A 24,442-nucleotide genomic window follows, 5' to 3' on the forward strand; every position below is an offset into this window, starting at 1 on the left:
TCCGGCAGCCCAGATGGCGAGGGCGGTCAAGATCACGGCGTGTACTCGATCAGGCGCCCGCCGCTGAAGTAGCCAAATCCGCTTAGGACGTTGTTGGCGCCACGCCCCGCCTTGAAGCTGAACGTAATCTCACCGCTTAAGTTGGGCGCCACCTTGGCGAAGGTCACGACCTGCGTTGTGTTGTTGCCCGCGTCGAGCTGCTTGGTCACACCATTGACGGTGAAGTCCGTGTAGCGATCGGTTGCCGTGCGCGAGCCGGTGAGTTCGAGGTCATAGACCTTCGTGGGATCAAGCCCGGCGATCTTGAGCGTGCTGCTCGCCTGGTTCTGGTTGAAATAATAGCTCTGGAGCACGGCGTCAGGATATACGCCGGTGTTGTTGCCGGTCGTGGCGCCCGTGTTCGTCGCACCGCCATCGCCGTTGACCGTCGTGGTTCCGGTCCATCCGGTTGCGCTGCCGTCGGGGTTGTTGAACGCGGTGCTGACAAGGCCGGTGCCCGCCGCATAGGTCCAGCGGTTCCAGCCACCTGGAGTCGCCGGAGAGCCGCTTTCGCCGGTGTCGAACTGCGCAACCTTTCCTGTCGCCGTCGGAGTGCCGGATGGAGTTGGAGTCGGCGTAGGGCTGGGGGTAGGGGTGGGCGCGGGAGTAGGCGTCGGGGTTGGGCTAGGTGTCGGAGTCGGTGCCGGGGTAGGCGTAACCACCGCGGCGAACGCCGGGATAGGCAAAGCAGCGGCCGTCACATCAAAGGGCAGACTCAACGCACTGTTATCGCGCAGCACCGTGGCATCGTCGGTGGCAAGCGCGTTTGGCATGTAGATGATGGACCCTGCGCCGCCAGCTTTGGCGGCATGCGTAACCCGGATCGTTCCAGCAGAAATGCGTTCTGCCGCTGTGACAGCGAGCGCTGCGCCAGAGGCATTGAATACGCGAAAGCCGGTGATGCCAGTAGCCGGTGTGAAGTCGGTCCCCGAGACATAGGCGATCGACACGTCAGTCTGGGTATCGGACACCGCAGCCGCGCTATAGAAAAACGGGGCACGCTTCTGCGGGGTGCTGTTGATATAGGCCAGCACCTGAGCAGCGAACCGTCCTGCGGTAATGACCTGAGAAGGCTCGGTTTGGTGCGTGTTGTCCCGCGTCGGCACGTCATAGGTGCTGAAGCCCAGGCGGACGTTGGCATCGTTGTTCGCGACCTGCATCTCAGCCTCACGCTGGAAGCGCAGCCCGTTGGGGTTGTCCGGTTCGTCCTGTGTCGTTCCGATGAAGAACATCAGATTAGGCAGGCCAGTGCCGACGCGGATCTTGGAGATCAGTGACCGGATCAACGCGGCCTGCGCTGCTGCCGAAGAGCTGTTGACGTTGCCGAAGTCGACGTCGTTGAAGCCGACCTGCAAGAGGACAGCCGTCATGGTCCGGCCGGTTGCGATGGCGTTCTTGATGCTGTTGATGGCGTTGGTCAGCAGGCTGCTGGCGTCGCTCTCCCAGCCCGCAAGCGTGGTGCCGCTGGCGCCGCTACGCAGATAGTGCACCGGCCGGCCCGTGGCGTTGTAGATCGCCGTGCCGGCTTCGATCCCCATCCGCCCCTGGTTGAGCTGACCGAAGTTGGTGCCGCCATCGGAGGCCAGAACGTTCGGGTTGGGCGTGCCACCGGTGTAGTTGTTGAGATATTCCGCCGGGCTGCTCGATCCGATGAAGGACATGACGATCGGCCCGGTCTGAATAGGCGAAGTCGATGGCGTCGGCGTGAAGGTAGGTGATGCTGCAGCGGGGCCCCCGGTGAAGCGGATGATCGGCCCCGATCGGTTGTTGCTCTCCGGTGTCGATGCCGTCCCGTACTTCACCACGTCGCCAAGGCTGATGCCGCTGAGCACATTGATGTTGTCGAAATTGGTGAACGCCATGCCTGGGGCGAACGTGCCCTGGATCACTGAGCCATTGAGGGCCAGCACGGCATCCGCATCCAACTGGTCGAACGTCGTAACAAGGCCCGACGGCGCGGCAGAGCCAGCGATAGGGACGCCGTTGATGCTGATCGTCTTGGCGTTGATCGCGAGGATATCAGTGCGGGCCATCGAACAATCCTACGACTGCGGGAGCGCCAGCACGTCAAAGGTGACGCCGGCCGCTGCGGTGGTGATCGGAGCGACGACAGCGCCGAGCAGTGAAACGGTGACCGACTGCGAGGTGAAGCATTTGATCGTCGCGCCAGTCGTCGTCACCGAGCCGGTGACCGGGAAGCACATGGGGGCCTGCGCAGCGCTCGACGCGACATAGGGGGTCACAGTCAGCTTCGGCACCGACGGCATGGCAGGCCACGACACCGTGCCCGTCCCGCCTGTTACGGTCGTACCGGTCACCGTGCGGCTGATCCTGGGCTGCACTGCATTGGCCAAGCGACATGCCATTCCCGATCCGGCGGCTCCGCCAACGGTCTCCATCGGCGGTACGGATGGGTCAGGCTGACAGGCATTAGCCGCCGCAAGAGCAGCAGCGTCGGCGGCAGCTTTGGCTTGGGCTGCAGTCTGCTGAGCCGCCGTCAGATCCGTCTTGGTTGCCAGCCCCGATGTGTCCACCGAAGAGCCGCCGATGTTTAACGGCGACACGACCTGAGCAGCGGCCGGCGTCGCGACGAACAGCGCGGCGAGGGCAGCCAACCGCGTCACTGGATGTCACCCGCGAGATAAGCGGTAGCGCTCGCCGTCTTGGAATAGCAGCCGGTGGTCGAGAAGACGACGACGGCGCCCACATCGAAGCGGAGCGGAGCAGCGCGAAAGTTCAGGTCGATCCCGGTGTTCGCAGCAACCGGCATGCAGCGCAGCGGCGTCACTGCCCCGTCAGCCGGCACGGTGGCGGCGTCGAACAGCATGACGTAACCAGCGCTGGCGCCGGTGACGACGTTGAGCCCCGCGAGGTTCGTCGTGCCGGTCTTCAGCACCACGCCACTCGACACGACGTTGCTGGCGCGGGTCTTGCTGACCGACTGCGCCGCAGCGGGGAGGGCGATGCATGCGGCGAGCGCCGCCAGCAGGAAGCGCTTCACGATGCGTTCTCCTCGTAGATTCCGGCCACGTCCTTGTCGCGGCAGAGGCGGTAGGTCTTGCCGTCGACCCCCTCGATCAACGATCCGGCATAGCGGCCGAACAGCACGACATCGCCAACCTTCCCCCGATGCGCGTCACCGTCGGCGAACCCCCAGGCCAGCGGGGACTGTGCGACGATCCGGCCACGCTGCGTTGCGATCTCGTCCGTCTCGCGCTTGGCCTGCGGAATGTAGATGCCGCCGGCCGTCCGCTCCTCGGTCGTCTCGGGAGCGATCAGCACGTAATATTCCACCGGCTTGATACCGGGGCGGCAGTCATTCAGGCTGGGGATCGTTCCCATGGGCTTTCATCCAATCGTCGTAGGTGCTGTCAGGGATCGCGCGATAAGCATCGGCGCGGGTGCGAAGCTCGATGAGCAGATCCGTGCTCGGATGCTTGCCCTCTTCCCAGGTGCGGCGGAGCCATTCGTCACGCTGCACCTTGGCGAAGGAGCCCATCGCTTCCATAAGCCATTGCGTCACCGGGTCCGCCCGCCACGCCAGGAAGTCCTCCCGCGTCGGGGTCATTGGCGCCTCCTGCCTTCATGCCTGTATCGAATGCCGTCGCGAGGGCGTCTGCCTGATGCTTGACCGCGCTGGCGTTGTTGCGCGCCGTCTCGGACGCCGTCTTCTCAATCGCACCCTGAGCGCCGGCCAGCGCCAGTGCCTGCTGCTGCGGATCAGGCTGCTGAGGGGCGGCGAACAGCTTGTCGAAGTCCTCGACGTCGGCAGCCTCGAACACACGCCGCAGCGCTTCCTTCTGGTCGATCAGCGGGTTTTGCGCGGCGATGCCCCACACGAACTGCGCCCGCGCCATCTTCTGCATGCGAGTGACCGACGCAGGATCAGAGACGGGCCGGATGTCCATGTCGGACTCATTGAAATCGGCGGTGAAGTCGGCGGCCTCGTCGTCCAGAACTTCTGCATAATCACGCGCCGCGCGCTCACCGCCGAACTTGGAAATGTTCTCGAACAGGAGGGCATATTCCTCCCGGAGCGCGCGATAGATGCGCTTGTAGATCGCCGTGAATACCTGCAATCCCTGCTCGATCAGCGCCAGCGTCGTCCCCACCTGGCCGTTATTCGACGCGTCACCGGTGATCACGTCCTTCACGCTGCTGATGTCGCGCGCCGCGGACAGCATCATATCGAGGATGGACACCATGACCTGCGAGGGGCCCGGGAAGGTGCGCTCGTAGATGCCGTTGCGAAGCTGGTCGCCGGTCACGCCGTTGACGGTCTTGTACTCGCCAGGCGCAAACCGCAGCGTCGAGGTGCGGCCATTACCCTGCAAGCGAATGCCGGACGCGATGAAGCCACCGCCCGCGACCTGAGCATGGCCCGCATCGATGAGCTGGTTGATCGCCGTGTTGACGACGTCGCCGATCTGCTCAAGCAGGTGGCCGAGCCCGATGTCGTAGAACTTGCCCTGCGGGTGCGGGAAGAAGCTGTACTTGATGTAGAATTTGCCGCGGGCGATCGACAGGGCGCGGCCGCTGTCGTCAACCGACACGTCAGCCGCAGAGAAGTTGGCTTCGACCCGCAGCACCTTCGATGTCGCATGGTCGACCGTCACGATGTACGGCTCAGGCAGGCCGTCGCCGTCAACGTCGATCAACCGGTGCTGTTCGAGCAGCAGCCGCGGCGCCTCGCTCGTCTCTCCTTCCGGGTTGAGCGTGATGTCCCGATAGAAGCCAGACCGCATCCGCTCGGCGATCTGGTACGGGTAGACATCTGGGATCTCTTCCGTCAGCCGCGGCGTCGTCTCGATCGAGCGAGCGCCCGACGGCACGACGATGCGCAGCGCCGAAACAAGCGCCGATCGCTGTTCCTGCTTCTCGGTGTCGTACCAGCGCTTGCGAAAGGCACAGCCGTCGATTGGAAGCTGCAGCAGGAGCGCGTCGGTGTCACTCTCCCAATCCTTTTCCCGGTAGAACAGGACGGTGTTGAGGTAATCGCGAACGCGGGCCGCTCGGGTCGCCTTGGCGCCAGGTGGAACGGCCCACTGGATTTGAGGCTGGCCATCAGGCCCCATGACCGGCTGACCATCGGGGCCGAGCGCCGGTATAGGCATGATACCCTGCGGCGTCTGCGCCATCTGCGGGCGGCCCTTGTCAGCGCCAACCACCTTGACCGCAACCGCTTCATCACCCTTGACGATCGCAGGATAGGCGCGGGCATTGAACTGCGTCGCCGCCACCGTCAGCAGCGGGTAGTGGACGTTGCTGGCCCGGTTCCAGGGATAGTCCTTCTGGCCGCGGGCTTCCTGCGCTGCCGACTTCTGCGCCTTCTCGACAATCCGCTTCCAGTCGGCGCGGTCCGCGTCGTCGGTGGTATAGTCCTGCACCACGTCAGCGCCGAGCTTGGTCAGAGCCTCAGGTAGCCAGTAGCCCGATATGTCGCCGGTGCTGCGAGCCAGCATCAGCAGCTTCATGATCTGGTCGGGCTCGTCCGCGATCACGGCTTCGGCCGGCTCGTCAGCTAAGACGTCCGGCTCATCGAGGTAGATATCAGTGGGGAGGGTGGCCACTTAGGCCAGCGCGGTTGCCGTCAGCGTCGGATCGCCGTGCGCCAGCGCCTTGACGATTTTCTTCAGGTCAGCCTTCAGCTTCTCGACTTCGCCTTCCAGCGCTTCGATCCGCTCACCCTGCGTCGGGGTCTTGTCCGTTGCCATGGCCGTCTCCTTTGACGGAACAGGGATTAGCCATGGCAGGGCAGGGGAATAGTAGGCGGTTCAGTCTCGCTGTGTCCGATAACGTTTCTCGGACAAACTTTCGGGGTCAATAGCCGGTGCTTTCGTAGCGATCGGCAGGGCGGGCGCGCTGCTCATCCCACTGCTCGACTGGCTGCGTGATGGCCCGAGCCATGCCCGACATCACAAGGTATCGCTCGGTGTCCATGAGGTGGTCCCGCTCTTTCACGATGCGGCCCTTTTCGTCGCGGCGGTACAGGCGGCGCTCCGATCGCAGGTTCTGCAGATTACTGAATGCCTTCAAGCGCGACGACTGAAGCCGGCGATAGACCGAGAACAAGCCCGCCTCCACCTCGTTGTTCGCCGGCAGCAGGTCGAGCCCCATGCTGCGATACTCATCGATCAGCGCGCGCCCGTCGACCTGCGAGCGTCCGCGAGATGCAGGATCGATCACGCCAGGTATCCATTGCCCCCGGCCGCGGATCGCGTCGCTGTGCACCTGCGGTGGCGCCTCAGAGACGTAATATTCGTCGTAGAGGTAGATCGTGTCGTTGTCCCGGTTCCAGGCTCCCCACAGCGCAGCGGTGCGGTTCCAGCCCACATCGAGTGCAAAGGCGCGAGGCCAGTGCCGTGGGATCTCGAACGGGTCTACGATCCAGTCATCTTCGCTCACCGGGTAAATGACCCCTGACCCGAGCGCCGGGACGCCCTTGGATCGTGCATCACGCTGGTGCGGCGGGATAGATGCGATCAACTCGGCCTTGTCGTTGTCCGACAGGTGAGGGACGTCGTCCCAGTCGATCTGGATAGCCCACTTGCTCATACGATTGGTGCCAGGTCAGGCAGGAACGATAGCGCCACATCCGTCAGGCCGGACAGCGGCGTGAACGTCGCCAACAGCATACCGCGCGTCGTCATGGTGCGGATCACCGCTTCCACGTAGATGTCCATCGGCGGCTCCTCATCAAGCCATATGCCGTCGCGCTCAGTGCCCTGCCATTTCGCCCGGCCCTGGTCGTAGCTGCGGAACTGCAGGATGCTCTGGCCTCCACTGACGTGAGCGATCGTCGCAACGTCGACCAGGCCGGGAATCCCCTGCGCCTGCGTCGTCTTCAGGATGGTATGCCGCGGGATCATCGCTGTGCCACGATCTTCCTGTGGGCCGAGCAGCTTTTTACACACGATGTCGCGGGTCGTCGTACCAGTGTCTCCGCCGCACAGCCAGTTGGTCGGACGGTCAAAGCGATAACCAGGCCACCAGTCCGGGTAGAGGCCGGTCAGATGCAACGTCACCTCGTAGGCGCCAATTCCCTCGCTCTTGCCGACACGGTTGGCGGCGATGGCAGCGCGCTCGCGATGCACCTTGCCAGCCGCGAAGAACTGCATGTGCTTGGCGTACAGGTCGCGCCGCAACGGGCCTTCCTCAGGGTAGTAGGTGAACAGCCGCCGGCCAGCCTGGCGGTATTCCTTCTCCTCAAGCAGGGCGAGCAGTTCGAGCTTGTCAGCGTGCATTGATCGCCTGCGCCTTGGCTGCAATCCGCTTGTCGAGATCCTCATCCGACAGCTGCCGTAGTGGTTCGTTGCCGCTCGTCAGGTCAAGCTTGTCGCCATACCGGCGCGGCGCGAGCTTCGACAGATACCAGCGCTCAGCATCGAATGCGAGGCGCCCTTTCTGCGGGTCACTAGCCGATTTGGCGGCATCAACAGCATTCTCAGCGCGCCGATCGTACCCTGCCTCGCGCGCGCGCGCGATAGCGGCGGCAAAGTCGGTGTCCTCATTCTGCCAACGCTCAACCGTCCTCCGGTCTGGCATGCGTGGATCATCGCAGATCGTGCGCATACTGTCGCCGCTTTCCAGCTTCTCGATGATCTCCTCGCGGACCTCGGGACCGAACCGGCTGTCCATCACAAATCCCTCCCCATCTTGATCTTGACCGTATCCGCTTCCTCAGGACGCCCGAGCCTGATCCGCTGGCCGCAGCGTGGACCGCGACCGCCGGTGTATTCGCCGAGCGTCAGCAGCCCCTTGGCTTCAGCCGCCCTCACAGCGCGCCGGATCGTGCCGTTGTCGTAGAACCCGAGCGCATCGCGGATCATGCTGTAGCTGGGCGTGTTGCCCGTCTCTGCAACCATGCGCCGGACATAGGCGACCAGCGCGTCGACACGGGGCGATGCCCGGAACATGTAACGGGTTGGCGCCTCTGCCCCCATCTTCACTGTCCTCCGCTGCGGTGGGTGGGGGTGGGAATGTACGTCCGCATCAAAGCGTAAAGCGCCACAGAGAACGTGAACGCAGGCTCCATCCGGACGGGGAAGCCGAGGTGCCGCATCAGCCACAACGTGGCGTACAGCACCGTAGTTGCCCCCATAGCTTTCAGCCACGCCATCACCGATCCCCCGCCTCGAGGGCCCGTCCGCGCTTGATGGCGGCGAGGGCAATCTGAACTGTTTTATCTTCGTCGCATTCCCCTTCCGCGATCCAAGGATTGCCCCCGTAGTGATCCGCCGCGATCCGCCGCGCCTCCACCAGATCCGCATCAACCGGCTCGGGCAGCAGGGCGGCGATGGCGCGGGCCTTGTCGATAAAGCTATCCCAAAACAGGCTGTCTCCCTTGATGCGGTCGGCGGCCTCCTTCACGAATGACAGGGCCATTGCCACCACCTCCGGCCCCACCTCACTCGGGATTGGCGCTGTGGGGTGGCTTAGCGTGGCGTAATGGGGGTGATCTGCGGGAAGGCGGATGGCCGTTATCGCCCCATGATTGGACGTCAGGTAATTACCCCAGTTCAGCTCCGACGAGTCTTGAAGCCAGACGCCGGGGTAGCGCTGATCGCAATTCATCCAACGGAGAGGCCCAATATAATCCCCCAACCACTTCGGCCGCTTGCCATCGACCGCGATCTCCGGTCCCCAGGTGATCCCGCTCACGACGCCGTCTCCGAGGTGGGGGCAACGGATAGATCAAGAGCAAATCGGACACGCTGAACGGCTTGGCTGACTTTGACGGACGCCTTTGCGTCACGCCCCCAAGCCAGCTCCACCGCCTCGGCCATCAGGCGCATAGCATCAGCTACGGCCTTTGCCTGTTCCTCACTCATCACAGCCCGCCCGATAAATTACCAAGGCTCGCCGTGCGGAGAGGACGTCGCCAACTGTAATCGAGCCTGCGCCATTACGGTACAGAACAAGGTCGGAATCTTCTGCCACCTCGTCCCCAATTGGGATTGATGCCAGAACCCGCGCGGCGTCAACCAACTCAGGCCCGACACGCACTAACGATGCTATAATCTCACTCATCTCTCACTCCTCGTGTGTGCCGGAGAAGACCGGCGGCAATACTGATGGGTGGGCGCGTCCTGCGGACCGGGCTGTCGCGGCTGCGCCGTCGAGCCGCTGCGCGTCTCGCCCGTCCCGGCTTCCATCCCTCGCGCGGTCACGGCTTGGCGATCTGCCAATCGGTGATGTCGTAGGCGTAGCCCGTGCCGAACCGCGGATCGTCCAGCGACCAGCGGTAGCCTTTCGGACTGACGCCACGGGCTGTCGTGCCGTTGCGGAAGCGCACGTCGACAAGCTCGAACCGCGGCGGGGTGCCATCGTTGCGCATGTCATGCCGCCACCCGCTGTTCGGCGGTCATGGCGTCAACCGCAGCAATCCGCTCGCCGATCCACCGCATCACCTCTCCACACAAGGCGGTGAATTCCGCATCAGTCATCGCACGCTTGGCGAGGTTAACCTCTTCGCACAGCCATTGAAGGTTGCCGGCCTGATCTCCGCCGCCCCGTGCGCGTGGAAGTTTGTGATCAAGCTGAGCAGACCGATCTAGCCGCCTACCAGTGAGCGCGCAGCGCCCTCGTTGAGCCTTCCAGATCATAGCTAGATCACGAGCGGTGGCGCGATCATCGCTCCGAAGCTTCATCGCCTTTGTCCAGAAGAAGCGCCGCCCAGAATAGGCGCGCATCTTGGCTGTCTGCTTTTCGCGGTTTGCGGCGTGATAGTTGCGACCGTAGGCTCGGGCAGCTTCAGGGTTGGCGGCCCGTTTGCGCGCCATGTGCTCGCGCTTCGCTTTGCGGATGGCTTCGATGTCACGCGGCAATGGTCTTCTCCGCTAAGAGGTCTTCGACCATCTGAATGCGCTGACCAATGAAGGCCATCACGGGAACCGCCATGCTGTTGCCGAGCGCCTTGTAGCGCGGGCCGTCAGCCATCGGCTTTCCACGGTGCGGGACCAGCGTATAGTCGTCGGGGAAGCCCTGGAGGCGTTCGCACTCGCGCGGGGTGAGACGGCGGACGGCGGTAGTAGCAACGTAGCATTGCTGCTTCATTCCGGGTTCGGCACCGAGCGCGCCCACCGTACCGCCGTCACCGCCGAACAGGCGAACCTCATCGCGACTGTTCTGAGCGAAGGCGACAGCAGCAACGTGCGAGGTGCTGACAGTCGGCGCCGGATCGCCCGGGTTGCCGATGCCAGTCCCGGGAGCGCCGCCCGAGCTACCTTCGGCCCGGTTGTTTGTCATGGTAGCGCCACGGGATGCTTGGCGCATGTCTATAGGAATGCAGACCGGCACCAGCGGGGTGCCGCGTCCAGTGCCATCTTCACTGGCGTCGAAGCCTTCACCGCGCAGCGCGTGTGCAACGTCGGCTACACCACCCGCTCGTTTGGCTCGCAGCGAATATGCGATCTCATGATCTACGCCGAGGCCACTGCGTTCAGCAGCGGTTCCCCCAGCGCCCTCTCCGCTTCTGTCGAAGCAGTCTGGGCTAATGCCGAATGCAGTGCGCTCGGCAAATCCTTCCCGCGCTTGGCGGCGCGGCGCAGGATGCCCCGACAGGCTGTGGCGCTCAGAAAGTACCGCTGCGGCACCTCGCCAGTCTCCAAGACATCCGACAACGAACACGCGTCTGCGGCGCTGTGGAACTCCGAAGAACTGAGCGTCCAGAACTCGGTAGGCGAACCCATACCCGAGTTCCCCCAGCCCCCCGAGGATGGCGCCAAATGCCCTTCCTCCGTCAATCGACAGGACGCCGGGGACGTTCTCCCAGACCACCCAGCGGGGCCGTGCGCGATCAGCAAGCCGGAGAAACTCAAGCGAGAGGTTGCCACGATCTCCATCCAGTCCCGCTCGGAGGCCGGCGACGGAGAAGTCCTGACAAGGGGTTCCGCCGACAAGAAGGTCAATTGCTCCATATTCGTCGCCTCGAATGGTGGTGAAGTCGCCATGCAGCGGCGTGTCGGGATAGTGGTGCGCGAGGACAGCGCGCGGCGCGGCCTCAATCTCGCTGTACGCCGCGGCCTCCCAGCCGAGCGGCTTCCACGCGACCGTGCTGGCGCTGATGCCGGCGCAGACGTCGAGATACCTCACGCCCGACGACCAATCGCCGGGATCAGACCCTGTTCGCGAAGCCAATCGTCCGTCGCGACCTCCTCCGACCAAACGACTGACTTGATGTCGTGCTCGTCCTTGACGACTTTCCAGATACCGCGGCGCCGCTCTTTCGAGTTCAACCAGCCGCAGTAATCATGGATTTCGGTCGGGACTTGCTCGCCGTTGACCTCCACGAAGGCGGGGCGGAACTTGGCAACGTTGCCGCGCATCAGCGGGTTAGTGGGCTTGTGCGGATCGGTCATAACTGCCCTCGATCAATTTGAGAAAGCTGCTCGGCTGGAGCAGGAAGTCGAAGTCGGCGCGCCATCCGCCGCGGCTGTCCCCGCGGAGGAACGGGGATCGCTCAATCGCGCCTATCGCCTCGGTCCAGTGCTCGACGGGATGCTCGCGAAGGCGGGCGTTCAGCCGCTTCCGCCGGTCGGCGGTCAGCTTTCGGACGGTCGGTAGCCCGATGCGGGAAGCCATCTCATTCCAGGCCTCGACCACGTGCTCAGGCCGCAAGGCCGGAGAGAGTTCGTTAGAACTCTCTTCTTCCTTCTTAATTTTTTCCCTTACTTGTTCTGTGTCTTGCGTCTGTCTCGCGTCTGTCTCACCGACTGTCTCGCGGGGTGTCTCGCGATTGTCGTTTCCGGCCTGAAATTTCTCGTAATTACAGATAGTTATGACCATCACGCCGGTCTCACTAACTGTCTCGACCATGGTCTCGGATTTGAGACGCTTCAGAAGCCGTTCGACCCATCCTTTATCGCGATCCATCGCCTCGGCGAGATCACGAACGGACATGGCGAGCTGCCCGCGGTTCAGGCTCAGCGCCTTGCCCTTGTACCGCACGCGTACGGGCTTCCACGATGCGCGCAGGACGAGGTAAGCGAAGGCCATAGCCTCCGCATCGTTGCGGAATGCCGGGTGCCCTACGAGGCTACGGTGGAAGCGGGCATAGCCGCTCATTGCCCGATCACCACGACGACTTTGCCGCCCTTCACCGGCTCTCCGAACACGAAGCTCGGCAGGAAACGGCTGTCATTGACGCCAAGGGCATCAGCTATGCCGTCGAAGTATGGCTTCATACGGTTCGGAAAGTTAACCCGATCACCGCGACGGTTCGGCGGATAGAAGGTGACGATCAGCCTGATGTCGCCCGTTGCAGGGATCGCGCACAGACGATCGGCCTTAACGGCGTTCTTCGCCCATTCGCGGTGCTTTGCCGTCACGGCAGCCTTCGTCCGCCAATGCCCCTTGGCATGGCCCGACAGGCTCGACGGTGGGAAGGGCAAGTCGATCACGGCTTAAAAGCCGAACTCAGTCTGCATGCCGAGAGCGACCATATAGGTCTGGAGGATGGCTTCCTCCTCGGCGTATTCCTCCTTCCGCTTCTTGCGGATGGAGAGGATCTTGCGGATCGCCTTGGGGTCGTAGCCGCGGCCCTTGGCCTCGGCCATCACGTCCTTGATGTCGTCGGCAATGCCCTTCTTCTCTTCCTCAAGGCGCTCGGCGCGTTCGATCAGGAGGCGCAGTTCATCGGCAGCTACAACAGCGGTCATGCAGATTTCCTCGGTTTGGAATAGCGGTAGACAGGCAGGCCACCGGTCACGGGCTCGCTGACGCGATGAAACGTGAAGCGAGTTCTGCCGTTATCGACGCGGGCGCAGGCGGGCTGCACAATGGCGGGCGACAGGATCATGCGACCATCGCCCACTGATCTGCTCGCCAGCCGTTAAACTCCGCACGCGCGATCACATCTGCGGCGGTCAGAACCGTCGAGCCGCGGCGCCAGTGCGTGCCATTCTCGTTGTACCGGCCACGCTCATCGCAGCGGACCACCGGTCCAAACCGGCGCAGATAATCAGCAGCTTGACCAGCCGGCGACATATCCCGGATAGCTCGCGTCATCGTGGCAGCCTGGTATGCATTCGGGCGCTGAGGTGGCGGACCGGAGCGCTCGCGGGCCGAACGGACAAAGTCGACGGTAACGCGCTTCTTGCGAGCCGGAACCGCGCGCGGCGCGGGCAAGCGCACCGGCCGGACCAACCCGAGCTCCTTCGACCAGCGAGCAATCGTATTCCAGCCGCGCCGGTAATGACCACACAAGGCGGCGTTGGTCTTTTCCGCCCACTTCTCCGCAAAATCGGAGGGCGGCGGGACGAGATTGAGGCCGCCCAATTCCTGACGCCAGCGGGTGAACGTACCGTCACCGACGCCGGGATACCGAACGTGAAGGAGACGGAGTGACTCGCGATAGTGCTGCGGAAAATCCGCAGGCATCGCCTTTGGGGCATTCCCGCCGCGGTGCGGTTGGCGGACGATCCCTTTGCTCTTCATCCAAATGCAGATCGTCTTCTTGGATGCACGATAGCGGCGCCGCATCTGATCCATCGTCTCGGTAGCGGCGTAGATCTCCAGATCGTCGGGAGCGGGGCGCATCGCGGTCATGCTTTCCACCCCAGCTTGGAGACACCGCCAGCAGCCACGAAGGCGCGCAGGGTGTCGGTGGCGGTGGACCGCTTCGCCCGTTGCTCAGCACCGTGAGCAGCAAGGACGCGAGCGGCGTCGGAAGGGGTGGCGACAGGGGCGCGGCGCGCCCTAATCTCGCGGAGGCGGAAGTTGATCATCACGCCACCTCACGCGGGCGGCGGATGGCGGCGCACTTCTCAAGCCACTGACCGCTGACGCTGTGCAAGTCGCGCATCAGCTTCTCGCCGGCGAGATATTCCTGCGGAACGACGGTGCGGCCGCCAGGGCCGTCGGGATGCTCAGCCTCGGCGATCATCACCAGCACGCGGCTGATGAGGAGCTGCATGTCATCAACGTCGCAGACGGCATTCTCGTCAACGACGCGCTTGCCGTGGCCGCGCATCCAGTCATCAAGGATCGTGTCCTCGACGGTCAGCATGCGGTCGAGGACTTCGACGCTCGGCATCGAGCCGGACAGCTGCTTGTCGAGCGCCTGCACCGACAGGTCGATAGCGTCGGCGAACCGGCCCTTGCCGCCCGCCTTATCGATCCCGCGGGCAATGCCCCGCATCAGTTTGGCGTGTAACCGCGCTTTCGTCAGCGGCGCGCGTGAACCAACGACAGTATGGTCGCTCATGCTGCATTGCACCCATTATGAGTTTGATGATGAGCCCGACCCCGACCGACGATGCGGAAGCGACGCGCGCGCTGCCGGAAGGCGAGGCGCGGGTTGAAGCGAGGGTGAAGGGCGGCGAGTGTGACGAGTGCGTCAATGATGCAGACGCAGACGACGATGAGGATGATGGAGCCGGTCATGCGGCCGTACTTTCGGCGCGCGCCCAAGCTGCATCGGTACAGCCGCAGATCGCCTCGCCGCACGTAGCGCAACGATCGGCGCAGATGGCGGCGATATGCTGAGGCGTCGTATCGAAGACACGGGCCAAAAGGCCAGCGGACGCGGCCTCCCAGCCGTGATGACGCTCCGCAATGACGCGGCGCTCTTTGTCGCTGAGCGGCCTCATGCGGCCACTCCGCTTGCCTGTTCGGCAGGGAAGCGATCGGCAGCTGCCGCACGAGCAAGCTCCTCATACGTAGCCCAACGACGTGACCGGAACCCGAGCCAGAACTCGGCCGGGATGCTGTTGCGACGCCCCCAGGAACGGGTCGTGCTCAGCGGCACACCAAAGACCGCCGCCAGTTTGTCCGGCCCGATCTGCTCCACGATCTGCTTGTGACTACGCATTCCACGTATGTGCATTATGCACAGCCTCTTGGCAAGTGCCTAATGCACATATTGCCGCGCTACGCGGCGGATATGGACACAGCAGCAGACAGGTTGAAACTTGCGCGCGAGCGGGCCGGCTTCTCATCGGCGCGCGAGGCGGCGCTGGCCATGGATCTATCCTACGACACGTATGCCCAGCATGAGAGCGGCATCAGAGGATACCCGGCGAGGAAGGCGGAAATTTACGCTAGACGCTTCCGCGTCTCCGCCGAATGGCTCCTTTTTGGGAAGGGTGATGAGCCGGCTGCGGAGGCTACTCCGTCGCTTGATGAGCTGGAGGCCATGGTGGCCAACATCGTCAATGACGAGGTGACGTTCCAGACGAAGCTCTCGGACTTGCCGCATATCGTCGCGTCAGGGCTTCATGAGCAGCTAAGGCACTTTCGATCTGGCCTCGCATCTCATGTGGGCGAGGGTGGAACGCCCTCTCCTGGTAAAGGCGCTCGATCTCCCTCTGCCAAAACATCAGCCGGGAAGGCAGGATAGCGCACGCCATATCGCAGGAGCTGCAGCCGACTTCGCAGGCGGGCTCCTGAAGCGTTAACGGTATGATTCGCCGGAACATTTAGGGAACATGTTCCTCGCGATCCAACAATGCAACGTAGGAAATAATCCTATGTGATAAATGCACCGCTTCGGCCCGTGCTGGCAGCGGTGATTGCAGATTTTTTTCTAGTCGTGTGCATTTTGCACTTGCACCATCGGTGTGCATAATGCACATAGGTCCTCACAGCGGCACCGAGCCGCAGGAGGATCACATGCCGACCATCAACCTGACCACGCGGTTTTGGACGCAGACCCAGAACAACAGCGGCGGTCGCTTTGACCACGATTCCGTGCGCGGGATCGGTTACGCCATCTGTGTTGAGGCTACCGACGCTAACGATGCTGCACGACGCCTTCAGGCAGTCGTTGACAGCTATCCGGCGACGGGATCGTGCCCGTGCTGTGGCGATCGCTGGTACATCTGGACCGACATGGAGGACGGCACGGAAGAGCCGACCTTGTACGGAGAACCGCTGGCCGGTGGCTGGGGCTTGCCTAGTTACGTCCACCACATCGACGGCCGCATTGAAGCGCGTCCCGAGGTGCAGGCATGAACGCCGTCACCACCATCGCAGCGAACGACCCGGCCACCACGCCGGTTGACGTTATCGCAGACCGCCTGCTCGCTGGCCTTGCGCTGGTCCCGTCGATCACCGACTACCCGACCGCGCTGTACGAGGCCAAGCGCCTCGCCAGCCGTGTCCGCGGCTACGCCAACCTGCCGAACACCGCGCCCGGCATGCTCGGCCGCAACGGCATCCAGCCTGCGATCGAGCGCTGCATCATCTCGGCAGGCCGTCACGGCTTCAACTGGCGCACCCCGGAAGCACTGACCGACGCGGTCTATGCCGCAGCCGGAGGTCGCTAACATGGCAACCGCAATCCGCAGCATCACCCGTGACGTGTCGGCTGTTGTGCTCGACCTCGCCACCACCCGCCAGCGCATCGCTTCGATCAGCGCCGACGTGAACGGCATGGACGATAGCAAGCTCGCCGCTTGGGACCAGCTTGATGACCGCAAGTTCGCGCTTGAGGGCGAACTGAAGGCCGCGATCTTCGCTCAGACCGGCGTGTCGTGGGACCTGCTGGAAGGGGTCATGGCATGACCGTCACTGTCGAACAGTTCGCCAGCGAATGGACGCTGGGCGCATGGAGCATCGGGCAATCGTCCGCGCAGTCGAAGCGGTGGTCCGCCTCGGTCCACGGCTATGGCACCTGCGCACTCGGCAACGGCAACACTGCCCGTGAGGCATTCGACGCCGCGGTTCTCAGCTTCCGCGTCAGCTATCCGGACAAGGAAACGGCAACCGCCAAGCGCAAAGAAGAGCTGCGCCGCGAGTTGGCCGAGCTGGAGAACGCAGCATGACCGCGGCGCTGATGCTGATTGCCCTCGGAATGCTGGCGCTGATCATCTGCCACGGCTGGTGGCGGAACCCTGACGACCTGATCCTGACCGGCCTTCGCAAGGCTGCGGCTGTCGTCTCCACTCTATTCGCGAAGGAAGCGTGATGAACGCCCAGACCGACACCATGCGCATCTGGAACGCAGTGGCGCAGACTGATCCGTCGCATACCAAGAAGGTCAACCAGCGCGGCGGCTTCACTGCCATCAGCGCCCACTACCAGATCATGCAGGCGACCAAGCAGTTCGGCCCCGTTGGGATCGGCTGGGGCTATACAAACGGCGAGCCGATGTTTGCCGATGGGCTGGTCATCGTTCCTGTCACGCTCTGGCATGGCGATCGGAGCAACACCTTTGGCCCGCTCTACGGCAGCGCCGAACTGCGCGACAGCAAGGGGCGCCTGGACAGTGATGCTCCCAAGAAAGCCAGCACCGACGGCCTGACCAAGGGCCTGTCGCAGCTCGGCTTCAATGCTGACGTGTTCCTCGGCAAGTTTGACGACAACAAGTACGTCGCCGCCATGGAAGCGCAGTTCGCCGAGAAGGTGGACACGATCAGCGACGACCAGCGGAACGTCCTGATCACGCTCGCCGAGCAGTCTGGCGCCGATATGCGGGGCTTCTGCAAGTTCTTCCGCATCGACGCCCTGCCGGCGCTCGCTGCCACCGAGTTCGAGCGGGCCAAGGTCATGCTCGAAAAGAAGCTGGCTGCGAAGACGGCGGAGGCCGCCTGATGGAGCAGCGCAGCACCGAGTGGTTCGCCGCCCGCGCCGGGCGCGTCACCGCTAGCCGGATCGCCGACGTGATGGCCAAGACTGCGAAGGGCTGGGGTGCCAGCCGAGCCGTCTATCACGATCAGCTCGTCACCGAGCGCCTGACCGGCATCTGCGAGCCCGGCTATTCGAACGCCGCCATGCAGTGGGGCACCGAGCAGGAGGCGAACGCGCGTGACTGCTACGCTTTCTCTGCCGGCGTCTCGGTGGTTGAAGAAGGTTTCGTGCCGCATCCGACGATCGCGATGGCCGGTGCGTCTCCGGACGGCTTGGTCGGCGACGAGGGCATGGTCGAGATAAAGTGCCCGAACAGCGGCACCCATGTCGCCACGCTCCGCGGCGGCCCGATCGCGGACAAGTACGTCAAGCAGATGCAGTTCCAGATGGCCTGCACCGGCCGGCGCTGGTGCGATTTCGCCAGCTACGATCCGCGGCTGCCCGTCGAGATGCAGCTGATCGTCCACCGCGTCGACCGTGACGACGAGATGATCGCTGAGATCGAGGCTGCCGTCACCGCTTTCCTCGCTGAGGTCGATGCGACCGTCGAGGATCTCAACAACCGTTTCCGAAAGGCCGCATAATGCAGTTCATCACCATCACCGGCAACGTCGGCAAGGAACCCGAGCAGCGGACCACGCAGGGCGGCGATGTTGTCACCTCGTTCTCTGTCGCCGTTCGTCAGGGCTTCAAGCAGGATGCCCCAACTGTGTGGTTCCGCTGCTCCGTCTGGGCCAAGCGTGGCGATACCATCAAGCAGCACCTTGCCAAGGGCGCGAAAGCCACCGTCATCGGCGAGCTGACGATCGGCGAGTATCAAGGCAAGCCGCAGTACGATCTCCGCGTTGCCGATGTCGACTGGAGCAAGGCCGCAGGGGGCGATCAGCGCCGGCAGGAGCCGCAGGGTGGCGGCGGAACACAGGGTGGCGGCTTCGGCGATGATCTTGAGGACGATGTTCCCTTTGTGACGGGGTCGTTCCTCGCGGGTCTGCGGGTTAGCTGATGCTGCCGCGTCGCACCTTTGAGGATCGGTTCTGGTCCAAAGTAACACCGCAAGACAGCGGGTGCTGGCTGTGGACGGCTGCGCGCGACAAAAACGGGTACGGGAGGGTGGGGGTAGGCTCCAAAACTGCCTTCGCCCATCGCATCTCCTGGGAGATAGCCAACGGTGAGATCCGGGGCGGACTTTCAGTCCTTCACTCGTGCGATGTCCCAGCCTGCGTAAATCCAGCCCACCTCTTCCTTGGTTCCCAAGCGGACAACATGCGGGACATGCACGCAAAGCGCAGAGGCGTTATTCCTGCATCTGTTCGGATGTTCGGGGAGCGTAACGGCGCCGCGAAACTTTCGGAATCGACCGTCTTGGAGATCAAAAGCCTCGCTGGGGTAATCTCGCAACGTGCGGTCGCAACTCGATACGGCATCAGCCCTGCGCACGTCTGCCGAATTCAGAGGGGCGAGAGGTGGCAACATGCTGCCTCGTAAAATTCCGAAGGCGACCAAGCGCGCCAGCCGCTGGCGGTCGCAGGCTCACGCCGCGTTCGTTCGCAGCCATGCGTGCAGCGTCTGCGGTTCGATTGCGGGTGTCGAGTTCGCTCACGTCCGCCTCGGGTCTGGCGCCGGCATGTCGCAGAAGCCTGACGACTGGAACGCCGTATCTCTCTGCCGCGACTGCCATGCTCGGCAGCACAAGGTGGGCGAGGCCACGTTCTGGCGGGGCAGGGACGTGGGCGCGCTGATCAGCGAGTTCATCGCCGCCAGCCCGCGCCGGGTTCAGATCCTTCAAGAGAAGCGGGAGCGTGATCATGCAGGATATTGATCGTGCCGTTGACGAAGCCGAGCGGCTGTTCGTCGAGGCCGGGCAGGCTCGGGTACGGGCAGAGGGCATGGACCTTCGCCGCAAGCGGACCCGCGCCGTGCTGTTCGTCAAATACAAGGGGCAGGGTCATGCCGCCGGCGCGAGCGAGCAGATGGCCGAGGCTGACCCGGTCTACGAACTGGCCTGCGCTGACTGGGAAACAGCGGCGATGGAAGCCGAAACCCTTCGTGCCCAGGCCGAGGCCAAGCGCCTGAAATTCGAAGCGTGGCGGACCCGCAAGGCGACCGAGCGCGCGCAGATGAACCTTCGATAGGAGTGATGACCATGAGGGCATTGATCCGTCACGAGACGCGACACGCTCACCTCAACTTGGTGCTGGCAGTCAAGAAGCGGTTGGGCCTGACCCCCGCGAGGGATGAGCGCCGGAACGGCCAAGACGCGCAGCGGCTTGGGGCGTCAGCCCGCCAGCCCGGTCCGTCAGGACGCGGCCAGAGCATGTTCGACTACAGCTATGAGGGAAAGCCATGACCCCCGATCCGAAAGGCCCAGCCATGACCGACCAGAGTGGGGGGCATACGCTGGGGCGCTGGGTTGTGAACCCGTTCACAGCGCGCATTGATGTTCCCGGACGGGATGCGCCGATCTGCGCGCTGTTGTGGCCTACCGATCTCCGGTCTGAGAACGAGACGTTCGCCAACGCCCGCCTGATCGCCGCTAGCCCAACGATGTTCTCGTACATCGAACGCAAGGCCGCCGCCGGAGACCACGAAGCTCGCAACATCATGGAGGAAATCCATGCCACGCGCTGAATTGGCCAGCACTGGCCTTACCGACACTTGGGGGCGCCGTAATAGGCAACTGGCCGACCGAGCATGTCGCGAGTGCGGCAGAAACTTTCGCCCATTGCGCTCGACTTCGTCTTACTGCTCGCGTCCGTGCGCTAGAAAAAAGAACGGCGGACAAAACGTTCAGCTCGAGTGCTGGTGGGTTAATGGTCGCGGTTACATCGAGGGTCGCGTGCTTACGGCGCAAGGACACCGCAACGTAAAGCAGCATCGCTTTGTGATGGAGTGCCATATCGGCCGGTTATTATCCGACGACGAGGACGTGCACCACATAGACGGGTGCAAGACAAACAACGTCATCGGAAATCTGCAACTGCTCACGCATTCCGAACATGCGCGCCTTCATAATCGCGTCAAGGCCGCCCGCGCCGCCATCACCCTCGCCACCGGAGCCGCATCATGACTTTCTCGGAGTTCATGCAGAACTACGGTGGCCCTGCTTCTGTGTTTTTAACTGTCATCCTGGTGCTGATCGGCATTGCAGGTGGTGATGAAACTGACGGGGACTTGCCGCTATGAGCCGCATCATGACGCAGGGTGTGGAGATGCTGCCGGTCGAGCAACCGGCGTGGCGCTGCTACCATTGCGGCGACGTGTTCACCGACGACCGGTGCGCCCGTCTGCATTTCGGTCGCGACGAAGACAGCCTGCCAGCGTGCCAGATCAAAGCCGGCGCAGAGCAGGGCTTGCTTGGTGCGCTTCGGGAGGCCGAATATGCGGCGGCCGACGCTCAACAGGCGATCGCGAACGAATGCACCGACGCGGCGAAGGCGTATTATGCGCAGGCCACTCGCCACGCGCAGGCACTCCGCAACGCCGAAGAGCTTGGCTATGAGCGCGGCCTTGCTGATGCTCGTGCAGAAGCGCTGAACACCCATCCCGCCGCCACTGGATCAGTGCGGGTCGTGCCGGTGAAGCCAACGCCGGAGATGGTCCGTGCCGGCGCTGCATCGCACCGGTTCAACGTCAACCATTCCGCTTGCGAGATTTGGTCCGCCATGCTCGCAGCGGCACCCACCCCCGACGCAGCGGCGAGCGAGGCGGGGGAGGTGGCTGCGCTCGCCGCCGAGTTGCGTCCGCTGATCGACGCGGCTGCGGGGCCGAACGGGTGGGACTGGATGTTTCCCCTGCGGGTCAAGCCGGTTGACGGCAAGCCGACGATTGTCTCGCACAAGGGCGGCAACCTGTTCCGGGGCTATATAGGCACATGGCAGGAAGCTGAGTTGCTGGTGGCGCTCGCAAACGCTGCGCCGCGCATCCTCGCCGCCCTCACCACGCAAGGAGGCGCGGAGGGATGAGCACCTGCAAACACTGTCGCAACGGCCACTTCTACCACAATGGGGGCGGTCATTATTTCGGGCAGGACGTGGAGTGCGTCAACGGCGTGCTGATTGATATCGACGAGTTCAATGAGGGGCACTCGCCGGACATAATCCGTCCGGTCGCCCCCTGCCATCCGATGTGGGAAGCGCAGCTGCGCGATCCTGACGGCGAGACGTGGGACAATGACAGCATTGACCGGCTCGACGCTATGCGCCTGCCCGACGAGCTCGCCACCCTCGCCCAAAAGGACACGCAAAATGGCTGATGAACAGGGGGCGATCCCCGAAGGTATGAAGGCGTGGGCGGGCGGTGAAAGCGCGCCGGCGGATTACGACGTAGGCGGCGACGTGCTGATGCGTGGCGGCGATCGATTCAACGAAGAAGACAACGGCTGCCCCTTTTATTGGACGCATGACGGCGGCCTCGGCGACATCATCGCCTACACCCCCGCCGCTGACAGGCTCACCGATACGGGGGAACCATGGCCTGGGTATACCACGGATCAGGACAGGCGGCGGGTCGTCACGCTGGCCAAGCTCGGGCTGATGCTGTCGGTTATGGCCGGTGGCGACGCTCCCGAGGTTATCGGGTTTGATGCGTCCGATCTGTACGCGGAAGTGCTGATGGCGCTGGCAATCGAGGACGCGGAAGACCCGGATATTGCCTTGGAGATCGCGCGCGATCATCCCGAGGGCAACCTTATCGCCACCCCCAAGCCCCCGGTGAATGCTGGGGCGATGCGGGAGGCTGCGGCAAGGATATGCGACGAGCAGCATAATCGGCTGCACCCTGAACATTCAAACGATGGACGCCGATCAATCTGTAAATCGCTAGCCGCCGCAATCCGCAACCTGCCCGACGCCGGAGAGCCGCTGTGAGCATTATCAGCGATGACATCGCACGTCGAAACCAAAGCCTTGCTGATATCGCTGCGGGGTTGAACGGGCCCGATGGCGATTACTGGCGGAACCGGGCGACCATTCGCCGTGACGCGCTCCTGGAAGATCAGCCGACCTTTGGCCTGATGCCTCATGAGGAGCAGGAATTGGCACGGCTCAACCGGCTATTGGAGAACCCCGCATGACCCATTCACCGGATCATGCCGAGCGGGCTTACCTGATGACGGGACCGTGGGAGCTCGACCCTGACGGCACCTCGCCTGGCATCTACGCCGACGATCCGTCCGGCGGTGACCCCGTGTGCCTCGCTACCATCAAGCGGTTGCATCATCCCGAGAAGCTTGCCGCCGCCCTGCGCGGTCGCGATCGGGTGGTGGAGGCGTTGGAGAAGATCGCGGCATTCAAGGCAAAGCCAATCCGCGGCACCGTTTCCGAGCAATCTGCGACGCTCGGTTGGAACCGAGCTGGAGAATGGGCTGCGCGTGTTGCCGCTTCCGGGCTGGCTGACCGCGCCGCGCTCCACGATGCCGCCCACCTTCAGCAGAACGGGGAAGGGGTGGCGGGATGAGCCTAGCCGACACCGCAAGGAAGTGCCGTAGAGCACTTCGCAACGAAACTGGCGTGCGCCTCGACCTTGAGGAATTGCGTGCGCTCATCGACATTGGTGCCTGGGACCTGATCGTCAGCGCCGAAACCGAGGAATTGAAACAAGCATGGGCCGGGACACCTCGCCTTACATCGTCGGCGACTACTGGCTCGACAAGCGCCGCGACGGCAAATCGCCCGACGTCTGGCAGATCGCCCGCTATGACGCCAAGGCTCGATCGGACGTCTATCGGAGCACTAAGCAGCGCGATCTAGCAGCAGCCAAGGCGGTCATCGACACGTTCTTTGAGGTGCAGCGCGCTAAGGGGCCGCAGACCGCGGAGGACGCTAAGGTCATTCCTCAGTTGCTGCTCTACTACCGGGAGCACGGGCAGGAGGCGCGCAAGCCGGCGCAGATCGCCAGTTCGTTGCGGGTGTGGATCGGGTTTCTGATGCAGGACATCGCGACCGCCGACGTGACATTCGCCCAAGTCGATAAGCCGCTGCTAGAGCGCTTCCGTCGCTGGCGGATGGGCGAGCACAGCTATTCGGTGCCATGGCGCGAGAAGGTCTATAACCATTCCTCCACCGGCGTGTCCGGTGAGACGGTGCAGCGCAACCTAGACGACTTCCGTGCGGCGCTGAACTATGCCGAGGACGCCAACCGGGTGCCGCATGCACCGAAGGTTGCAGGTGTGAAGCAAGAGTATCGCTCACCGCCCCGCGACGTGCATGTGACGCTGAAGCAGCTTGGCGCGATGGTGGCGTTCACCCGGTCGGACATCGGCACGCATCGCTGGATCCAACTTATGATCGCGTCGATGCATCGGCCCGATGCCTGTCTGGCGTTCGACCCTGCCAAGCAGGATCGTGGCGCACTGCTCGACATGCACCCGCCTGAGTGGCCGCGAACGAAGAAGCGCAACCAGGTCATCCCCTGCATCCCGCCGTTCCGACCGGTGCTCAACGAGTGGGCGAAGAAGCCGCATAAGGCAGCCCTTTCGAAGAAGCGCGCTTGGACGACGATGCGCCGGGCGCTCGGGCTTGTCGAAGAGGTGGTGCCAAAGACGATCCGTCACACGATCGCCAAGGAGCTACGCTCGCGCGGCGTACCGGGCGACGAGATCGAGATGATGCTTGGCCATCGCGTCATGAAGCGGGTGAGCGAGGTCTACGCGAAATACGACCCCGCCTATCTCGCAAACGCGCGTGACATGCTGACCACAATTTACCTAGAGGTGCAGGCTCATGCGGCGGCTTGGGATGCGGACCATCTGCGGACCACGCCGGTTCGAGGTAGGCCGATAACGGTTGACAATAGGAGCAGCGAAGCGCAGAGTTCCGAGGCTTAGAGTGATCTA

Annotated in this window: 44 protein-coding genes; 21 read left to right on the plus strand and 23 right to left on the minus strand. The window is 63.5% G+C overall.

The features are described 5' to 3' along the window. Positions 1-32: 32 nt before the first annotated feature. From HD841_RS02600 to HD841_RS02705, 22 genes are all read right to left on the minus strand, one after another. Positions 33-2,072 carry a sialate O-acetylesterase gene (locus HD841_RS02600; RefSeq protein WP_179507315.1) on the minus strand — a complete coding sequence of 680 codons (2,040 nt, stop codon included), beginning with the start codon at positions 2,070-2,072 and terminating at the stop codon, positions 33-35. Between the two features lie 9 nt (positions 2,073-2,081). Next, complete coding sequence (locus tag HD841_RS02605; RefSeq protein ID WP_179507316.1) at positions 2,082-2,654, minus strand: hypothetical protein; 573 nt, start codon at positions 2,652-2,654, stop codon at positions 2,082-2,084. A gap of 5 nt (positions 2,655-2,659) precedes the next feature. Further along, positions 2,660-3,040 carry a hypothetical protein gene (locus HD841_RS02610; RefSeq protein ID WP_179507317.1) on the minus strand — a complete coding sequence of 127 codons (381 nt, stop codon included), beginning with the start codon at positions 3,038-3,040 and terminating at the stop codon, positions 2,660-2,662. Beyond that, positions 3,037-3,381 (minus strand): co-chaperone GroES, encoded by a 345-nt coding sequence (locus HD841_RS02615; protein ID WP_179507318.1) that lies wholly within the window; start codon positions 3,379-3,381, stop codon positions 3,037-3,039. The genes HD841_RS02610 and HD841_RS02615 overlap by 4 nt, the downstream gene beginning before the upstream one ends. After that, the gene (locus tag HD841_RS02620) at positions 3,356-3,547 is read right to left on the minus strand and encodes a hypothetical protein (protein ID WP_179507319.1); all 192 of its coding nucleotides are present in this window, start codon (positions 3,545-3,547) and stop codon (positions 3,356-3,358) included. Before HD841_RS02620 ends, HD841_RS02615 begins: the two co-directional genes overlap by 26 nt. After that, positions 3,510-5,609 carry a hypothetical protein gene (locus tag HD841_RS02625; protein WP_179507320.1) on the minus strand — a complete coding sequence of 700 codons (2,100 nt, stop codon included), beginning with the start codon at positions 5,607-5,609 and terminating at the stop codon, positions 3,510-3,512. Before HD841_RS02625 ends, HD841_RS02620 begins: the two co-directional genes overlap by 38 nt. Then, positions 5,610-5,753, minus strand: a complete 144-nt coding sequence (locus HD841_RS02630; RefSeq protein ID WP_179507321.1) for a hypothetical protein — start codon at positions 5,751-5,753, stop codon at positions 5,610-5,612. 106 nt (positions 5,754-5,859) lie between these two features. Beyond that, a complete protein-coding gene (locus HD841_RS02635) occupies positions 5,860-6,594 on the minus strand; it encodes a hypothetical protein (RefSeq protein WP_179507322.1) in 735 nt (244 codons plus the stop codon). Next, positions 6,591-7,283: a terminase large subunit domain-containing protein gene (locus tag HD841_RS02640; RefSeq protein WP_179507323.1), complete on the minus strand. Its 693-nt coding sequence runs from the start codon at positions 7,281-7,283 to the stop codon at positions 6,591-6,593. The genes HD841_RS02635 and HD841_RS02640 overlap by 4 nt, the downstream gene beginning before the upstream one ends. After that, positions 7,273-7,677, minus strand: coding sequence for a terminase small subunit-like protein (locus tag HD841_RS02645; RefSeq protein WP_179507324.1), 405 nt, complete (start codon positions 7,675-7,677; stop codon positions 7,273-7,275). Before HD841_RS02645 ends, HD841_RS02640 begins: the two co-directional genes overlap by 11 nt. Then, the gene (locus tag HD841_RS02650; RefSeq protein WP_179507325.1) at positions 7,677-7,988 is read right to left on the minus strand and encodes a hypothetical protein; all 312 of its coding nucleotides are present in this window, start codon (positions 7,986-7,988) and stop codon (positions 7,677-7,679) included. Before HD841_RS02650 ends, HD841_RS02645 begins: the two co-directional genes overlap by 1 nt. Before the next feature lie 169 nt (positions 7,989-8,157). Next, positions 8,158-8,700 carry a hypothetical protein gene (locus HD841_RS02655; RefSeq protein ID WP_179507326.1) on the minus strand — a complete coding sequence of 181 codons (543 nt, stop codon included), beginning with the start codon at positions 8,698-8,700 and terminating at the stop codon, positions 8,158-8,160. A 505-nt stretch (positions 8,701-9,205) separates the two neighbouring features. Continuing rightward, positions 9,206-9,376: a hypothetical protein gene (locus HD841_RS02660; protein ID WP_179507327.1), complete on the minus strand. Its 171-nt coding sequence runs from the start codon at positions 9,374-9,376 to the stop codon at positions 9,206-9,208. 1 nt (position 9,377) lies between these two features. After that, on the minus strand, positions 9,378-9,866 hold the full coding sequence (locus HD841_RS02665) for an HNH endonuclease (RefSeq protein WP_179507328.1): 489 nt from the start codon (positions 9,864-9,866) through the stop codon (positions 9,378-9,380). Further along, complete coding sequence (locus tag HD841_RS02670) at positions 9,856-11,133, minus strand: DNA cytosine methyltransferase (RefSeq protein WP_179507329.1); 1,278 nt, start codon at positions 11,131-11,133, stop codon at positions 9,856-9,858. The genes HD841_RS02665 and HD841_RS02670 overlap by 11 nt, the downstream gene beginning before the upstream one ends. Beyond that, positions 11,130-11,399, minus strand: a complete 270-nt coding sequence (locus tag HD841_RS02675) for a hypothetical protein (RefSeq protein ID WP_179507330.1) — start codon at positions 11,397-11,399, stop codon at positions 11,130-11,132. Before HD841_RS02675 ends, HD841_RS02670 begins: the two co-directional genes overlap by 4 nt. Next, on the minus strand, positions 11,374-12,105 hold the full coding sequence (locus HD841_RS02680; protein ID WP_179507331.1) for a hypothetical protein: 732 nt from the start codon (positions 12,103-12,105) through the stop codon (positions 11,374-11,376). The genes HD841_RS02675 and HD841_RS02680 overlap by 26 nt, the downstream gene beginning before the upstream one ends. Further along, a complete protein-coding gene (locus HD841_RS02685) occupies positions 12,102-12,440 on the minus strand; it encodes a hypothetical protein (RefSeq protein ID WP_179507332.1) in 339 nt (112 codons plus the stop codon). Before HD841_RS02685 ends, HD841_RS02680 begins: the two co-directional genes overlap by 4 nt. A 3-nt stretch (positions 12,441-12,443) precedes the next feature. Then, positions 12,444-12,698, minus strand: a complete 255-nt coding sequence (locus HD841_RS02690) for a DUF2312 domain-containing protein (RefSeq protein WP_179507333.1) — start codon at positions 12,696-12,698, stop codon at positions 12,444-12,446. Then, positions 12,695-12,838: a hypothetical protein gene (locus tag HD841_RS02695; protein WP_179507334.1), complete on the minus strand. Its 144-nt coding sequence runs from the start codon at positions 12,836-12,838 to the stop codon at positions 12,695-12,697. Before HD841_RS02695 ends, HD841_RS02690 begins: the two co-directional genes overlap by 4 nt. Then, positions 12,835-13,587 carry a hypothetical protein gene (locus tag HD841_RS02700; RefSeq protein WP_179507335.1) on the minus strand — a complete coding sequence of 251 codons (753 nt, stop codon included), beginning with the start codon at positions 13,585-13,587 and terminating at the stop codon, positions 12,835-12,837. The genes HD841_RS02695 and HD841_RS02700 overlap by 4 nt, the downstream gene beginning before the upstream one ends. Positions 13,588-13,765: 178 nt before the next feature. Then, on the minus strand, positions 13,766-14,179 hold the full coding sequence (locus HD841_RS02705; RefSeq protein ID WP_179507336.1) for a hypothetical protein: 414 nt from the start codon (positions 14,177-14,179) through the stop codon (positions 13,766-13,768). Between the two features lie 95 nt (positions 14,180-14,274). Between HD841_RS02705 and HD841_RS02710 the strand changes: the two genes are divergently transcribed. After that, entirely contained in the window at positions 14,275-14,526 is a 252-nt protein-coding gene (locus tag HD841_RS02710) for a hypothetical protein (RefSeq protein ID WP_179507337.1), read from the plus strand. A 100-nt stretch (positions 14,527-14,626) separates the two neighbouring features. On the opposite strand, the gene HD841_RS02715 is transcribed toward HD841_RS02710, so the two are convergent. Next, positions 14,627-14,851 carry a hypothetical protein gene (locus HD841_RS02715; RefSeq protein ID WP_179507338.1) on the minus strand — a complete coding sequence of 75 codons (225 nt, stop codon included), beginning with the start codon at positions 14,849-14,851 and terminating at the stop codon, positions 14,627-14,629. Between the two features lie 72 nt (positions 14,852-14,923). Here HD841_RS02715 and HD841_RS02720 point away from each other — a divergent pair, with 72 nt between their 5' ends. From HD841_RS02720 to HD841_RS02815, 20 genes are all read left to right on the plus strand, one after another. Further along, positions 14,924-15,379: a helix-turn-helix domain-containing protein gene (locus HD841_RS02720; RefSeq protein WP_179507339.1), complete on the plus strand. Its 456-nt coding sequence runs from the start codon at positions 14,924-14,926 to the stop codon at positions 15,377-15,379. 272 nt (positions 15,380-15,651) lie between these two features. Beyond that, the gene (locus HD841_RS02725) at positions 15,652-15,993 is read left to right on the plus strand and encodes a DUF7296 family protein (protein ID WP_179507340.1); all 342 of its coding nucleotides are present in this window, start codon (positions 15,652-15,654) and stop codon (positions 15,991-15,993) included. After that, entirely contained in the window at positions 15,990-16,307 is a 318-nt protein-coding gene (locus HD841_RS02730) for a hypothetical protein (RefSeq protein WP_179507341.1), read from the plus strand. Before HD841_RS02725 ends, HD841_RS02730 begins: the two co-directional genes overlap by 4 nt. A gap of 1 nt (position 16,308) precedes the next feature. Further along, positions 16,309-16,545 (plus strand): hypothetical protein, encoded by a 237-nt coding sequence (locus tag HD841_RS02735; protein WP_179507342.1) that lies wholly within the window; start codon positions 16,309-16,311, stop codon positions 16,543-16,545. Beyond that, the gene (locus HD841_RS02740; RefSeq protein WP_179507343.1) at positions 16,542-16,805 is read left to right on the plus strand and encodes a hypothetical protein; all 264 of its coding nucleotides are present in this window, start codon (positions 16,542-16,544) and stop codon (positions 16,803-16,805) included. Before HD841_RS02735 ends, HD841_RS02740 begins: the two co-directional genes overlap by 4 nt. Then, positions 16,802-16,948, plus strand: coding sequence for a hypothetical protein (locus HD841_RS02745; protein WP_179507344.1), 147 nt, complete (start codon positions 16,802-16,804; stop codon positions 16,946-16,948). The genes HD841_RS02740 and HD841_RS02745 overlap by 4 nt, the downstream gene beginning before the upstream one ends. Further along, complete coding sequence (locus tag HD841_RS02750) at positions 16,948-17,574, plus strand: hypothetical protein (protein ID WP_179507345.1); 627 nt, start codon at positions 16,948-16,950, stop codon at positions 17,572-17,574. The genes HD841_RS02745 and HD841_RS02750 overlap by 1 nt, the downstream gene beginning before the upstream one ends. After that, entirely contained in the window at positions 17,574-18,194 is a 621-nt protein-coding gene (locus tag HD841_RS02755) for a lambda exonuclease family protein (protein ID WP_179507346.1), read from the plus strand. The genes HD841_RS02750 and HD841_RS02755 overlap by 1 nt, the downstream gene beginning before the upstream one ends. Then, positions 18,194-18,613, plus strand: a complete 420-nt coding sequence (locus tag HD841_RS02760) for a single-stranded DNA-binding protein (RefSeq protein WP_179507347.1) — start codon at positions 18,194-18,196, stop codon at positions 18,611-18,613. The genes HD841_RS02755 and HD841_RS02760 overlap by 1 nt, the downstream gene beginning before the upstream one ends. Next, a complete protein-coding gene (locus tag HD841_RS20920; RefSeq protein WP_179507348.1) occupies positions 18,613-19,095 on the plus strand; it encodes an HNH endonuclease signature motif containing protein in 483 nt (160 codons plus the stop codon). Before HD841_RS02760 ends, HD841_RS20920 begins: the two co-directional genes overlap by 1 nt. Continuing rightward, the gene (locus HD841_RS20635) at positions 19,082-19,429 is read left to right on the plus strand and encodes a DUF1364 domain-containing protein (protein WP_257015178.1); all 348 of its coding nucleotides are present in this window, start codon (positions 19,082-19,084) and stop codon (positions 19,427-19,429) included. Before HD841_RS20920 ends, HD841_RS20635 begins: the two co-directional genes overlap by 14 nt. Beyond that, a complete protein-coding gene (locus HD841_RS02775; protein WP_179507349.1) occupies positions 19,416-19,742 on the plus strand; it encodes a hypothetical protein in 327 nt (108 codons plus the stop codon). The genes HD841_RS20635 and HD841_RS02775 overlap by 14 nt, the downstream gene beginning before the upstream one ends. Positions 19,743-19,953: 211 nt before the next feature. After that, positions 19,954-20,238 carry a hypothetical protein gene (locus tag HD841_RS02780; RefSeq protein WP_179507350.1) on the plus strand — a complete coding sequence of 95 codons (285 nt, stop codon included), beginning with the start codon at positions 19,954-19,956 and terminating at the stop codon, positions 20,236-20,238. Positions 20,239-20,446: 208 nt separating this feature from the next. Beyond that, positions 20,447-20,677, plus strand: coding sequence for an HNH endonuclease (locus tag HD841_RS20925; RefSeq protein WP_218845347.1), 231 nt, complete (start codon positions 20,447-20,449; stop codon positions 20,675-20,677). A 112-nt stretch (positions 20,678-20,789) separates the two neighbouring features. Next, the gene (locus tag HD841_RS02790) at positions 20,790-21,572 is read left to right on the plus strand and encodes a hypothetical protein (RefSeq protein WP_179507352.1); all 783 of its coding nucleotides are present in this window, start codon (positions 20,790-20,792) and stop codon (positions 21,570-21,572) included. After that, a complete protein-coding gene (locus HD841_RS02795) occupies positions 21,569-21,862 on the plus strand; it encodes a hypothetical protein (RefSeq protein ID WP_179507353.1) in 294 nt (97 codons plus the stop codon). Before HD841_RS02790 ends, HD841_RS02795 begins: the two co-directional genes overlap by 4 nt. Next, positions 21,855-22,475 (plus strand): hypothetical protein, encoded by a 621-nt coding sequence (locus HD841_RS02800; protein WP_179507354.1) that lies wholly within the window; start codon positions 21,855-21,857, stop codon positions 22,473-22,475. The genes HD841_RS02795 and HD841_RS02800 overlap by 8 nt, the downstream gene beginning before the upstream one ends. Then, positions 22,472-22,681, plus strand: coding sequence for a hypothetical protein (locus HD841_RS02805; RefSeq protein WP_179507355.1), 210 nt, complete (start codon positions 22,472-22,474; stop codon positions 22,679-22,681). Before HD841_RS02800 ends, HD841_RS02805 begins: the two co-directional genes overlap by 4 nt. Further along, positions 22,678-23,064 carry a hypothetical protein gene (locus tag HD841_RS02810; protein ID WP_179507356.1) on the plus strand — a complete coding sequence of 129 codons (387 nt, stop codon included), beginning with the start codon at positions 22,678-22,680 and terminating at the stop codon, positions 23,062-23,064. The genes HD841_RS02805 and HD841_RS02810 overlap by 4 nt, the downstream gene beginning before the upstream one ends. A gap of 145 nt (positions 23,065-23,209) precedes the next feature. Beyond that, positions 23,210-24,433: a tyrosine-type recombinase/integrase gene (locus tag HD841_RS02815; protein ID WP_179507357.1), complete on the plus strand. Its 1,224-nt coding sequence runs from the start codon at positions 23,210-23,212 to the stop codon at positions 24,431-24,433. Positions 24,434-24,442: the final 9 nt, after the last annotated feature.

The organism is Sphingomonas melonis (assembly GCF_013409985.1).
Taxonomy (GTDB): domain Bacteria; phylum Pseudomonadota; class Alphaproteobacteria; order Sphingomonadales; family Sphingomonadaceae; genus Sphingomonas; species Sphingomonas melonis_A.